The sequence below is a fragment of the Pseudomonas viridiflava genome, from assembly GCF_001642795.1.
Classification (GTDB): domain Bacteria; phylum Pseudomonadota; class Gammaproteobacteria; order Pseudomonadales; family Pseudomonadaceae; genus Aquipseudomonas; species Aquipseudomonas viridiflava.
Genome location: NZ_LKEH01000015.1, coordinates 64,290 through 78,793, shown reverse-complemented (window position 1 = coordinate 78,793; position 14,504 = coordinate 64,290). Strand labels below are relative to the sequence as shown.

Annotated in this window: 4 protein-coding genes; 1 reads left to right on the top strand and 3 read right to left on the bottom strand. The window is 57.1% G+C overall.

From position 1 onward, the window contains the following. Nucleotide 1: 1 nt before the first annotated feature. The 3 genes from AO065_RS00665 to AO065_RS00655 form a co-directional block, all read right to left on the bottom strand. Complete coding sequence (locus AO065_RS00665; RefSeq protein WP_032651096.1) at nucleotides 2-2,386, bottom strand: hypothetical protein; 2,385 nt, start codon at nucleotides 2,384-2,386, stop codon at nucleotides 2-4. Nucleotides 2,387-2,486: 100 nt separating this feature from the next. Beyond that, a complete protein-coding gene (locus tag AO065_RS27340) occupies nucleotides 2,487-7,205 on the bottom strand; it encodes a hypothetical protein (protein ID WP_004882546.1) in 4,719 nt (1,572 codons plus the stop codon). A gap of 35 nt (nucleotides 7,206-7,240) precedes the next feature. Beyond that, nucleotides 7,241-8,863, bottom strand: a complete 1,623-nt coding sequence (locus tag AO065_RS00655; protein WP_235811608.1) for a hypothetical protein — start codon at nucleotides 8,861-8,863, stop codon at nucleotides 7,241-7,243. Nucleotides 8,864-9,348: 485 nt separating this feature from the next. On the opposite strand from AO065_RS00655, the gene AO065_RS00650 reads away from it, so the two are divergent. Further along, nucleotides 9,349-14,343, top strand: a complete 4,995-nt coding sequence (locus AO065_RS00650) for an RHS repeat domain-containing protein (RefSeq protein WP_162234847.1) — start codon at nucleotides 9,349-9,351, stop codon at nucleotides 14,341-14,343. Nucleotides 14,344-14,504 lie beyond the last annotated feature (161 nt).

Sequence of the window (14,504 nt, the reverse complement as noted above, 5' to 3'; positions counted from 1 at the left end):
TTCACACTCCGGGCACAAAAGGCTGCGCCTGGTCATCGGGTTTGATCGAAAGCGCCTTGACTACGGCCGCAGCCTGTTTGAGCGGCAGGGGCAGAATGATGTGCCCTGCCAACTCCCCGAGGAAATCGTCTTCCCAAGTGGCATAAATCAGGACGAAACTGTCGCAGGCATTGGAAGCGCTGGTGTAGATACCGTTCTGATCAATAGAGCCGGGGCCACCGGCAGGCAATGACCACACGAGCCCTTCCTCGTCGGAAGTCTTTGCCGGAATGCGTTCTCCCTTTTTCAAGCTCGTTGTATCGACGCCGCTCAAGACATCCAGTCGAATTTGCCCTTCGGGAAGCGTTGCATCCTCGACAGGCCTGATCGCGAGCGACGGCGGCATCTGCTTCACAAGGATCCAGGCCGAACGGGTGTCATTGCCATCGCTGACCGTCACTTCATCCAGCACGTAGGTTTTATCTGCCACCCTGGGCCCGGCGGTATAGATCTGGCCGCCTGCCGGATCACTATCGTCAGGCCCGAGGCTACCTCCACTGGCCGCGTCCTTTTTCTTCCAGACAAGATCTGCACCACTGACACTGCTGGCCGACAGCCTTACCGACTCGCTGTGATTGCAGACTTCGATCAGCGGGTTCAGGCTGACGCCATGAGACTGCACGGCAATCAGCGTTGTAGCGCGCTCGTTGCCGACAGCGTTCTCTGCGCTGATCAACACCTGATGAAACCGCTGCCCCATCGCCTCGGTGTCAGGGGCCTGATACAGGCCTTGGGCACTGATCGTCCCCGGGGCGCCATGACTGCCATCAGGCATAGTGACAGACCATCGCAACCCTTCGCAGACGGGCTCAGTCCTCAACTGCAGGCTCGAGCCAGCCACAACCACGCCCTGGGGCGCGACAATCCTTAGCGTCGAGGAGTCAGGCCCCATTCGGCCGAACACTGCCAGATCGTGAGGCAGCCTCTTTGCCCGAGCTTGCAATCCCTGCCCGCCGCACAGTTTCAGACCCGACAGATAGGTTTCACTGCCATCGGCACGAAAATGCGGGGCCAGTCCCTTGAGCAGACCATGTTTGGCCGTGTAGGCAACGAAGCCATTGATCTGTTGCAGTTCTGCGGGCGAAATGTCTGCCAAATGACCTGCCACAGGGGTGACCTGCGCATCATGGTGATAAGGGCAATAGAAATGGCCCTCGATCACATCGTTGTCGAATTCGCCAGGCGTCAGGTGAAACTCATGCTTGAGGGTGACGTTGAACGTTGCCTCCTGATACGGCTGCCACTCGCTACTGTTCAGCGCCCTGTACCGAAAGTTGAGCGTGCAGGGAAAACCCCAACTGTGAACAGCGTTGCCGTAATCGAAATCAACCGTCAGTGGCTGGTGCGTGTCAGAGGCCTGCACACTGAATGCGGAAGACTCGAAAACAAAGTCGGCGCTCTGGTAACTGTCGCCCGCCACGTCGAACGTGCCCGACCGGGCGACCATCGATCTCAGCGGTTCCTTGTCAGGCATTTCGAAAAGGAATTCGGGGCTATTCAGCATTTCTATCACGGCATGGCCAAGCGCGGCCCTGTGGAGCGCGTGAGAGGAAAACACCATCGCCGCCGAATAGTCAGCGCCTGCGTCATTGGGAATCAGATAACGGAAATCCGAGCTGTCATCCGGCAGCCCACCCGCCACGCCATAATCAAGCGTGACAAACAGCAGCAACGCTCCCTTGCCCTGCGCCTCTGCGGTTTGTCGAGAAACACCTTGAGCGTTCTCGAGCTGGGCTCTTGCATCGATCCTGCGCACTTTCAACAACGGATTGTCCGTGGCGCTGAATTCGACGATCGGAAACACGCGCGCGGATTCGGAAAGGCTTTGCAACCAACTGTGAAAAAATTTGCCCGTCTCGCGCTGCTCAGTCCTAGTGCCGGCAATCGTCAGCTCCGGACCCTCGCCAAGCGCCAGATCCACAGAAAGGGTGTTGGATTCGCTGGCCAGCGCCAGATCCATATCAAGCGCCGGACTGTTGAGCGGCTCGTAGGCCGATATCCGCAGTACCTCGTTGTAACCATACTCTCGGGCCAGAACAGTATGCAGGCCACCGACCATCGACACTCGCCATGCCAGTGGTGCATGTTCAAGCGAAGCCTGCCTGAGTGAAAGGCCTGGCGGCCCTGATACGAATCCCGAGAAAAAGTGCGAGATGTTGGTGTCGGGGATGACGACGCTTCCGTCGGGTACGGTTGGCGTAACGCCATTCTCAAGGTTGAGCTGGTAAACGCCCTTCAGGCCCTCACTGACCTGTCGAGTATCCAGCGCTATCACATTATCCCAACCTCTCAACCGGGTCGTGTCCCTCAACCACACCAACAGACTGTCCATTGAATAACCCGCCATGACATCACCTCCTGTGATATCCGTGTGCATCTTGTTTACAAAATGCCGTCAACTGCTTTGCTGAATGCGTTGCGAATCGTGAAGGCAGCCTTGACCCTCTTTAGAGTTTGCGCAAAGGCAACGGCAGAATGATATGCCCCTCGAACGCCCCCTGGATCTGGTGCTCCCACCTTGCGAAAATCAGAACAAATCGGTCGCTGGACTGCGGATCACTGAGGTAGGTACCGGCTTCGCTGATTGACCCGGGCCCGTGCGCCCCGATTGACCAGTTAACGACCTGATCGGGCAGCAAGGGTTTGCCATTGGCGAACGCCAACAAATGGATGCTGTCTGCGGTGAGCCCCGCTTCTTCATGTTTGATCACCAGGCCTGGCAGCTTCTGTTGCACCAGCACCCAGGCCGATACGCAGCTGTCGACGCCTGTCACGACAACCTCATCCAGTACGTAGGTTTTACCTCGCACGGCCGGTGCCGCGAGATAGGCGCGATTGCCGTTGTGATCACTGCCTGGTTGCTCGCTGAATTGCAGCTCTCCACTTTCGCCTTCCACAAAATTGTCAATGCGCCATTCCAGATCACCGCCGCCAAGGGCACCGGCAGCCAATTCCACGCTATCCAGGGCATCGCAGACCTGAATAAGCGGATTGAGGGTCAGCGCATTGGCCAGCACGGTAACCAGCGCCGAGCTGGCATGCCCGGTGGCCGGATTTGTGGCGGTGACCCTGATCCGGGTGAACGACTTTTCAAACGAGCTGGCTTCCGGCGCGTAATACTTGCCCACCCCACTGATAGCACCAAAATCTTCGGACTCTCCGTACAGATTTTCGATACTCCATTGCACATCCACCTCGGGTGGATCAGTCGTGAACTTCATGGAGCTGTCAGCCGCCATCAGGTGCTCCTGAGGCGTCACGACAAAATCTTCTGCCACCGCAGCCACACGACCGACCGAGAGGAAATCCCGAGGTGCACGCAACACATCGCTGGTGACGGCGCGATTGAAATTGAGCTGGACGCTTTCACGGATGAACCCGCTGACCTGCACACTCGCATTGAACGTGCTTTTCAGGATATCCGTAATCCTTGTGATGAACAGCTCGCGGCTGCTGGTCGAGGCACCAATACCTGCTGCCATAATCAAAGCCATAAGAGCGAGAGAAGGGGTCGGGGCGCCGGGGTCGATGCCGGTATCCTGGTCTGAACTGCTCACGTCCAGCCTGAGCTCGGGCTTGAGGATCAATTCGCCGGTTTCATCGTTGAAACTGTACTGGACAGTCACGTCGATCGAGATTTTTTCCGTGAACACAATCAGCGGAAACTGTATGCCGTTCAGCTCAAGCATATTGGCAATCGTGAGGCTGTCCTTCCACTTCAGCAGAACACTGTTACGTCCGACCAGCTCCAGAACCATCGGCTGCGATCGCGCAAGATCAACCTGCGCACCGTTCCAGTAAATGTGGGGAGTCACCCATACACCGTCGACCCTGCTTGGGAGAAGATCTCGACTGGAGGTGGGAAAATTCAGCGTACCCCTGGTTGCTGTAGCATTGATCACGACTCCGTCAGCGTTTTGCTTATAGGTAAAATCGGCGGCCTCGAAGCGAGCCTTGACGGCCTCTGCCACCGTTTCAACGAAGCGCGCGGCGTCAATGGCTCGCTCAGCTTCGAGCAGGACGGTGGCTGAATAGTCCTTGCCCTGATCATTCGGGATTAGATACGCATACTCGACCGGAATATCTCCGCCCTCCGAGCTACCCTCCATCCTTATTAACACCAGAAGAGCACCGTCACCAGAGCTCGCCGCACGCCCATCGCGCGCAGCCATGGGATCGGACTGCGTACGCAGCTTGAACGACGCCGGCACCAGCAACGGGTTGCTGTTCTTCTGAATGACACCCAGTGTCCAGATCCGCTGTGAGTCAGGCAGATTGTTGAAAAGCTCGCTGAAAAAATCACCGCCCAGCTTTCGCTCATATTCGGTGTCTGCAAACGACAGCGTGAAATTGTCACTGTTCTTGAGGTCCAGTCGCACCCGACCGTCACTTTCGACAAGACCCGGAACCTGATCGAGTTGCAGGTCAAGCGTCAACTCAGGCCCCTGCAGCGGGTCGATGTACACCGCCTTTTCGACCTGCCAGACATCGACGTTGTTGTAAAGCTTGAACTGCGTTCCGCTGTAAATGGAACACTTCAAGGTCGCGCGTGAGCGACCAAGGTCATCATTGGTAAAGGCCAGACGTGGTGCATCGAGGATGAAATCGTGAATGCTTTCCTTCCACATCCCTTTCACTATCGACACTTCACCGCTTATGGGCGGCAGGTAAGTGTCGCTGTCGAAACGGGCGGTATATTCCTGTAATAACAGATCGTTGATCTTGCCCCGTGCCATGGCACAGATAGCGCCCCACCCCAACATGACTTTGCTGTCGGGTTTGGCCATCCATTGCACGAGCCCCTCGAGGGAAGGATCATTGAGCAGCGATTTCTGACCCAGTCCTTCCTCTTCAATGCCCACGCTCAGCAACCCCAGCTCGTCACGGAAGTCTTCCAGCGGAAGGGGCAGGATGATGTGGCCTTCGATGTCGCCAAGAAATGCATCGTCATACGAGGCAAATATCAGGACAAACCGGTCATCGGTACCTTGAGGTGCGGTATAGACGCCCTCTGCATCGAGAGAGCCCGGACCTTCCAGCGGCAGACGCCATGAGACAGGCGTGGCCTCGTCGCTGCCGAAGAAGGCTCGCACACGTATCTGACCGGCGGACAGGTTGACGTCCGGGAACGGTCTGACTGTCAACGGTGACACTATCTGCCTGACCAGCACCCAGGCAGAACGCGTCTCACCTGCGCTGCTGACCTGCAGTTCATCGATCACATACGTCTTGTCCGGCACTCTTGCCGCCGCGACATAGCTGCAATCGTGGCCAGGCACCTTACCGGGTTCCAGCGTACCGCTTTCCCCCGCCACCGGGTTGCGCACCGTCCACTGCAGTGCTGCATCGTCCAGTGCGCCGCCCGCCAGTTCCACGGTTTCGCCGGCGTTGCATACCTGAATCAAGGGACTGATGTTCAATCTGTGTTCCAGTACAGTGACAAGCGCAGCGCTGCTGTGCCCGTTGTGCGTGGCGACCACCCTTATGCGATTGATAGTGGGGCTTGACGTTTCACCGCCAGGTGCCTTGTACAGCCCTGCAGAAGTGATGCTGCCCAGGTCTGCACTGCCACCTGCCGGGTCCTCCAGTGACCAGATCACACCTGAGACACCGGGTTGGGTGCTGAACTGCTGACTGCCTCCTGCCGCCATTATCGGCTGCAAAGGATTGATGACGAACGTCGTCAGGGTCGGGTTGACGCGGCCAAAAATGACAACGTCACGGGGGATGTGCAAGCTCTGGCTTTCGATGAACTGGTCAGCCCCCACCTTGATGTTGTCCTTCAGGAAGGCTTCGGCACCGGTCCCGGCCGAAAAGGTGGTTTCAAACATCGGATCGATGCTTTCGCTGACTGTTTCCAGCAATGCGTAGTGAACGAGATCGAGTATCACCTGCTCGATAAAACGCCAGAACCAGCCCGTCCGGCGAGCCAGATCAAGGTCAGCGGGGGCAATGTATGTTTTATCGAGCGTATAAGCCGTTCTGGAGAACATGAGGCCTTGCAGTTCATAAGTGGCGTCGAGCCTTAGGGACACACCAAAGGTGAGGCTGTCCTCCTCAGGCTGATCCTCTGCCGACATACGCATTGTCGCTGAGGCTGCCGAAGACCAGGTGATATGAGTGGTGGTGCCCTCGATGCCCAGTACGAGCGGCTGCTCGACCGTGGCAGGGAACTTCATTTTTTCAATGACGCAAACCACCACATAACCCGTGTCCGGATCGGTTTCCTCGATCGTCATGGGCGGCACGCTCAATTCCCCGGAGGTCAGCTTCGCTTCCCAGCGTGAACTCTGCGCATCGTAGGCAAACGAAAATGCCTGGCTGCCGAATGCTTTTTCGATAGCAGCGAACAAGGCAAAGGGGGTTGTGGCCTGGTCAAAAAGTACGGTGGCCGAATAGTGCTCCCCGACGTCGTCAGGAATGAAATAGGGGTAATCAGCCGGAAAGTCGTCTCCCCTGTTCTGACCCGCCATATTGATGCACACAAGAACAGCGCCGTCGCCATCATTATCCCGCTCCGCTGCCGGGTTTTTCTGCGCACGCAGCGTAAAGCCATCCGGCGTCATCAGCCCTCCGCCTTCGCCGCCTATACTGCCCAGCTCCAGGATACGTTTGTCATCCGGCTGTCCTTTGAACCAGTCCTGAAAAATCTGCCCGATCCTTTTTTGCTGCTCTTCAGTGTCGGCTCCCATAAACCTGAAGTCATCACTGTTCCTGAGGTCAAGCAGGATGCGACCGTCGTCGTCCACGTCTCCCGACGCAGTTGTCAGGTCCACGTTCAGCAGTACCCTGGGCGCAGTCAAAGGGTTGATCGCCGTGACTTTCCGGATATGCCAGTTCCGATTCTCGGCAACGAGCAAGAGCCAGGAACCGGCTACAACCGAACAGCTCAGGCTCGCATGATCGCGCTCAGCCCTCTCGAACGATAACTGGGGCGCATCCAGCAAAAAACCGCTGAGGATGTCTTTCTGTTTGCCTGGAATCGTGTCAACCGCTGCATCGATACGAAACCCTGTATCAGCGGTATGGCAGGCGATGTGATTCTGCACCAGCACCTCATTGAGCTGCGTGCGCGCCAGTACTGCAATGCATCCCCAGCGATGCATCACGTCGTTTTTGCTGTCGCGCATCCATGACACGAGACCTTCCAGCGAATTGCCATCCATAGCGGTTTTCTCCCAGCCAAGCGTCAGGCGTTGAATCAGTCGAGCACACTGAAGTCGATAAAGGGGAAGGTCACGTAGGTCGCCCCGTCATCAAAGCTGACGGCAACCGTAACCCTGTTGGTCTCGCTGTTTCTCTTCAGGCGCGCCAGAAAATCCTTGGGAAGGATTACCGATACCTCTCCCGCCTGATACTCCGTAGGGGTAACGGGTTCGGCAGCCCCCGTACGAATGTCGATTCTTTCTTCCCCTCCTGCCTGCAATACGCCTGTGGCCTTGACCTGTACGCGCTGGCCCTGCGCCATATAGACCCATGAGGCCAGATCAAGCCCGGCGCCCTTCGCAGGCACGCTGCCCAATGGAATTCGCGCATCAGTGGCAGGTGGACGCTTGATCTGGATCACTGGCCAGCCTTCCTTGATCCCTCTGACTTCCAGATCGAATATTTTCGACATTCCCGAGGGTTGCGAAACAGGCTTGACCTCGTAATAGACACTGACATGCCGCCCCATGTTGGCAGGCACGGCAGAGGCAGGAATATCGAATGAACCGGGATCATCCGGTAAAGGACTGGCAATGAAGCTGCCCGTATTGCCGTAGCCGTCCCAATGCATTCGCACGGTATCGTCGACACCGATGAGGGCGCTGTCCGGAATACGGACACGTGCTCCACGGACAAGGCTGGATGCAAAGATATGCCCCGCCACGCCGTTCTCGATCACACCGTCGATAATGGCATCGTCGATCTCCGGCGGCGGTAGATCGAGGGGTTTGCGGATCATTACTTTGTGTGCAATGGCGCTGCCCGCCTGGCCTTCACGCGCGTACTGCCATGTAAGCTCGATTTCCTTGCCGTTGTTCTGCAGCAGCCACTGATACGGAAGATCGAACTGCAGCACGCCGCTGTCGAGATTCGAACGATCAGTACGCAGGCTCTCTGCCTCTTGTTGCACGCCGCTTGCGTACAGCACCACGCCGTCGTCGATACGCATGTCGGGATAGGGCTCGATGACCAGTGTGAGGCCGTCGGGAAAGGAGTTGGGGTCCAGCGAGCCACCGCTGAATCCTTCAATCGTCAACGCGGGCAGCATAGGTTGCGAAGGAGCGACGACAGACAGCCTCTGAATGAGCGACACCGTCGGTTGCGTGGGTGTCGCATAGTCGACGCTGTAGTGCATGAGAAAAAAACCGTCTTCGATCATCGACAGCTCGGTCACACCGATGACCCACAGCAACGTTTGCCCCACATCCTCCTCGGTCACCTCTTTTGACTGAACGAGGGAGATCAGGCAAAAATCCTCAACCAGGTAAAGGTCGAGCGTGAGCGTGACCCTGTCACCCGCAAGCATGGCGCGATAAGGCGGCGTCACGATCGAAATGATATCGATCTTTTCCAGCAGCGCGGGATCGAGGTGCAGGTCATGAGACTCCTTGCACTGGGCGACTGCCAGGGCAGGCAACATCATCGACCGCTCGCCGACGTAGAAAAACAGCCGCGCGGACTCTTCGCCCGGATCGTTCGGCTGGGCGGGATCGAGGAGCCGATAGGAATAAAACACCCAGCCCTGATCCAGCGCCTTGAGCAATGCATTATCAATCTCCAGAAGCATGCCTTCGGGCCCTGGATTGATGACCTGCTGCATATCTGCAAAGAAATCCACAACCTCTCCTGCAGCCCCGCAGCCTCGCCAGTTAGGGTAGAAAAAATCACCGTCAGCGATGCCCGGATAACTGACATACGTCGTCAGGGCAGCGGTGCCCAACCTGGCCAGATCGATGTAATTGCCAGGCTGTTGCAGGTCAGGCACCTTTGGCGCAGGCAGATTGCGGGTCATATCGGATGGCTCCTGTCGCATTCGTACTCGACTCAAGAACGAAACGCTGCGGGCATCAGGCTCACGACAGCGGGTGGAGCATTTCTACCCCGCGCCCACTGCCCCGCCTACTCGCACAATTGCTAGGTTGCCTGCCTGCGGAGGGTTGTTAGGGTTAATAAGAGCCTGGCTTCAGCACTGCAGGCTCAATAATGCCCAGGCGCACGGATCAGAGACTGTCAGGCGTCCGCGCACTCGTCTCTTCCCGATCAAAGAGGTCCGCCTCCATGCCTGCAGCCACCAGTTCCGTGCATTCCAAAGCGCTCAGTTTCATGAGCAGCCTGAAAAGCGGTGTCGATCCGCGCACCGGGCTTTACAACGTATCGATCGATCTGCCCGAGTTGAAATGCAATGACTTGCGCGGTCCGGACATCAAACCCACGCTGTCTTACAGCCCCTTGAATATGCTGGACAGTGGCTACGGCTACGGCTGGACCCTCGAACTTTCGCACTACGATATCAGTAGACATATTCTGTCTCTAAGTACCGGTGAAACGTACCGCATCGATAACACGAACGGCACCGAGCTGCTGGCGACGGAGAAAAAACTGGATACGTTTCACTTCTATAGGGTCGACCAAAAAAACTTTCGTGTGGCACATAAATCCGGACTCACGGAACTGCTGACCGTGCACAGCGCCGGCGACTCCCAGGTTGCCCTCGTCACCCGGATCATTGCGCCCTCCGGGCACAGCGTGCACCTCAGTTATTCCCCTGCGGGCAACAGTCAGTTCAGGTTGAAAGAGATCACGGATGACGCCGGTGAAAGACTGCTTGCCGTGTCGCGCAGCGATAACATGGTGAGCATTGATCTCTACCCTGACTCAGGCACGGATGGCCAACTGACCGATTACAAGCTGATCCTCGGTTACAGCGATAACCGCGTGAAACGCATTGTTCTGCCTACCGATAATGAGGCGAGCTGGGAGTTCGAACATGATTACAGGCACGAACAGCTATGCATCGTGTCTGTACGCACGCCGACGGGTGGAAGGGAATTCCTGAGCTACCATGACGCTGGGCACACATTTCCTGCCAGTGCCCATCGTACCGCTCTGCCCAGAGTTACCCATCACCGGACTGAGCCGGGGTTTGGTCAATCTGCGGTCGATGTGGAATACACCTACAGCGACAAGAACTTCCTGGGTGCCGGTCTTACCATAGCCTGGGAAAACGACGGCCTGGACAACCTGTTCAAAACCCTTCAGGACTACGACTACGTCTGCACTGAAAGCCTGTGTATCGATGACAAACCCGCACGCACTGTTCAGCGCACCTTCAATCGGTTTCATCTGCAGACGCTGGAAGTCACCTCCCAGAACAACCATACCCAGACGTTACGTACGAACTACAACATCAGACCGGGCCAACCTTTTGAACAGCAACCCATCGATTGCCAGATGCCCCGTGATATCACTACAGAGTGGACCGTGTCGGGTGAGTCGGCGATACGCAAGGAGACAGTCACCCACACCTACTACCCTGACGGCAACCTGCAGAGCAAGGCACGCGCGGACGGAGTCGTCGAACACCTGACATGGTATCCAGCGCAAGGCGAGAGAAGCCCGGACGGCAGCGAACGCTGCCCCGCCAACCCCGAAGGTTTTGTCAGTCAGTTGAAGGAAAAGACCATTACACCCGCGAAGTCCAGTCAGGGTGGCGCTCCGACGTTGAGTACGCGTTACACCTATACAGCACTGCCTGCGCTGGAGGGCAGTGACATGCCTGAATGGATCGTGCCGGTCACCGAGACGATGGTGCACCTGGACGCTGACGGCAACGGTAATGAGCTGGAGCTGCAGCGGACCCGCAAAGAGTATTTTCACGCTCTGGAGGAACCATTTTCGCATGGGCGCACCCGGCGTCAGACTCAAACCTTGAATAAAAAATCGACCTCTATCACCTACGATTACGAAAAAATCACGAGTGAGCAGACGGGCCTGCAAGCCTTGCAGACTAAACAGTGCCTGAGCAACGATTTCGATGAAGCCACCAAGACGAGCCTGCGCCAGCAGTCACTGCAGACGGCACTTGAGCAAATGAGCCTTGCCGATGGTGTGGAGATTCACTACAAGTACGACGTTCTGAGAAGAGTGATTCTTGAAACGACTGCGCCAGGCATGCCGCTCTTCGAGGCCAGCCGTTCTTACCAGTACACCTTGTGCGCGGGACCTGAAGATCAGGCCGAACAGGTCATGACCGATGCACTGGGTGTAAAGACCTGTACCCGAGTGGACGGAATGGGCCGGATCATCTTCGAGGCTCGGGACAACCTCGACAGCAATACCCCCCAGGCCCCGAAGCAAATATATTCGGCCTGCTACGACGCCTGGAGCAACATGCTCACAGAGACCGTGTACGACCATCGCGACAATGATCAACCGCTCGTTCTCACCAACCGTTACCTGTATGACGACTGGAACCAACAACGCTGCGTTATCGGCAGCGATGGTGTGCAGACCCATCAGTTGTTCGATCCCGTCGGCAGCGCAGAATCCGCCAGCCCGATTCTGCGCAGCTGGGTTCAAAGCGCCGAGCCGGAACCGCTCATTACCGGTCGCCAGGAAACCTGGCTGAACCTGTTCGGCAAACCGGACCGCATCATCAGCCAGAACGGCGATGGAGAGACAGCCAGCACTCAGACCTTTTTATACGATGGCCTGGGACGCTGTACGAAGCAGATCGATCAACTGCAGCAGGAAACGTTGTACCGCTACGATGCATGGTCGCGCATGATCACGACAACGTTGCCCGACACCAGCGTGGTCGAACGCAGTTACGCCGTACACAGCTCTGCCGAGTTGCCGGAAAAAATTGAAGTCATTCACGCCGACGGCACGACCCGGACGCTGGCAGGTGAGCAGGTATTCGACGGACTGCAGCGTCTGACGCAGACCCGGATTGGCAACCGGATCGAGACCTTCACTTACGAGGATGGCCGATCACAGATCAAGGCAAGAACAACCGGCAAAACCGACACGATACAGTTCACTTACAACCCGACACTGACGCATCAGGCCCTGACCAGCACTGCGCCGGATGAAAGGGCCCGCTTCGAATACCACGATAAGAGCGCCCGCCTGCTTCTTGCAGAGAACGAACAGGGTAAACGCACCTACCACTATGACGCGCTCGGCCGCCTGCAGCGTGAGGCATGGACCGATAAGCAGGGCAACGACTGGACAACCTTTCACGAGTCGTCATCAAAGGGACGCCCTATAAAACGTAGCGAGCAGATTCCCGGCACGACCCTATCTATCGAGACAAAGTATGACTATGACACGCTCGGTCGAATCGCAACGCTGGAGCAGGGCAATCTTGTTGCAGAGTTCGGCTACGACGACTTGGGCCGCGTTCAGCTGATATTGACGACCGACATCAACGCATCGACCGTGTTAAGCACGGCACTTGAATACGATGATCAAGGGAGGGAAACCCTCAGAACGCAGTGTTTCCCCGAACAGCCCGCGCGCTACATTCGTCAGGAATGGCAAGCGGACAATCTGCTCAAGAGCCGACACCTTCACCTGAACGACGGAACCAGTCTGCTGCTTGAAGAGTTCAGGTACGACGCCAGGGGACGTCTTGACGATTATCGCTGTTCAGGCGCCACGCTCCCCAAAGATGTCATGGGTCGCGAGATCACGAAACAACAGTTCAGCTTCGATGCTCTGGACAACATCACGCTGAGCAAAGCCGAATTTGCCGATGGCAAGCTCGAACTCGCCATGTTCTCGTATGACACTGATAACCCCTGCCAGCTGACAGGTATTGTGTACATGCCTGCAAGGGCAACACCGAATCCGTCGTTCACCTACGACCTGAACGGCAACCAACTCAATGACGAGCGAGGCCAGAAGCTTGAGTACGATAGCCAGAATCGTCTCGTGGGTGTTCATGGCTCCGAGGGCGAGCCAGTCAGCGCCTATGCGTATGACGGTCATGATCACCTCGTAACGTCCAGACACGGCAGCGCCAGTGAAACGCTGCACTTCTATCAGGGGCATCAGGAAAGCAGCCATGTCCAGGACGGTCACCGCACCCAGCACCTTTATCTCGACGAGCAACCACTGGGCCAGCAGACGACGGAAGACCCGCAAAAAACACTGCTGTTGCTCACCGACGCCAACCGGAGTGTGCTCGGTGAATACCAGCAAGACACGTTGAGAACGGCGGTCTACAGCGCCTACGGGGAGCAGCCGCCGGACCAGCCGCTTCTCGCACTTCATGGGTTCAACGGCGAATCGCGTGAGCCATCCACCGGCTGGTACCTGCTGGGTAACGGCTACAGGGCGTACAACCCGGCCCTGATGCGTTTTCACAGTCCGGACTTCATGAGTCCATTCAGCGAGGCCGGGGTCAATCCTTATGCCTACTGCCTGGGCAACCCCATTGCCCTGCGTGACCCCACCGGACACGACGCAGCCAACCAGAGTGGCCGGTTGCGTCGACCGGATGAAAATGTGGTGCCGGGAAGTTCCGCTGGTGGTGGTTTTGGAGTGGTGGACTGGGTGATGCTGGGTGTGGGCGTCGTATTCACCATAGCGGGTGCCTACGCGACAGTTGCCAGCTTTGGAGCAACCGCGCCGGTAACGGTTCCTGTCTCGGTAATGGGGATCTCGATGAGTGCCGCATCAGCCTCGACAATAGCCACCGGGATACTCGCTCTGGGCACGGTGGCGCAGGCTGCGTCAACTGCGGCCAGCGTATATGGCGCTGCTACCAACAACAAGACCTGGCGCGATGCAGGCATGTACGCGGGTCTGGCAACCATACCTCTCACATTAGGCGGCGGTGCAATCGCCTCCACAGTCAGAAGTGCCGTCAAAGCGGCTATTGCGCCTGCGGCAGCCGCGCAGACGGCAGCTAGAAGCAGCTTATCGTCAAGCGTCGCAGCGATGGCAGCGAGTGAGTCGAACGCGGGATCGCTTGGCGCTGCATCGAGAACCTCGAACGGCCTGAGAAGCGGTCTCGGCGATGTCATCACTCTACCAAGAGCTGCCCTTAAACCTCAGTTCATGGCGATTAACGTAGACATGAGCGCTTCAAGGCTGCACACGCTGCCGATAAAAGTGTCAGGCAGTAACCCCGGTGTCAGCGGTGCGCGGACCGCAGCCAGCGCCAATCGAGCCGCTCAACCGGTACTGAACAACGTGCCAGCCATGGCAGTCACAGGTCAGAATATCCAGCCGACATTCGTCATCGCAGAGCAGTTCCCGGCGAACGGCAAACTGAACTATGGGATCAGAATGATTGGATACAACTGATGTGACGCAACGCTACGGGCTTGCTGTGACATGAAGCCTACCCAGTGAGGGCATGATCACATAAAAGGTGGAATGGCCGGAGTGCTCTGAGCGAGCACTTCCGCCTGCTCAAACCCTCACTACAGATTACTCTTGAAACAACTTCTAATAATCGATGTTGC

What these genes read in the sequence shown, in the direction of transcription:
- AO065_RS00665 (WP_032651096.1), bottom strand. Translation starts at nt 2,386, where the DNA reads ATGGCGGGTTATTCAATGGACAGTCTGTTGGTGTGGTTGAGGGACACG.
- AO065_RS27340 (WP_004882546.1), bottom strand. Translation starts at nt 7,205, where the DNA reads ATGGATGGCAATTCGCTGGAAGGTCTCGTGTCATGGATGCGCGACAGC.
- AO065_RS00650 (WP_162234847.1), top strand. Translation starts at nt 9,349, where the DNA reads ATGAGCAGCCTGAAAAGCGGTGTCGATCCGCGCACCGGGCTTTACAAC.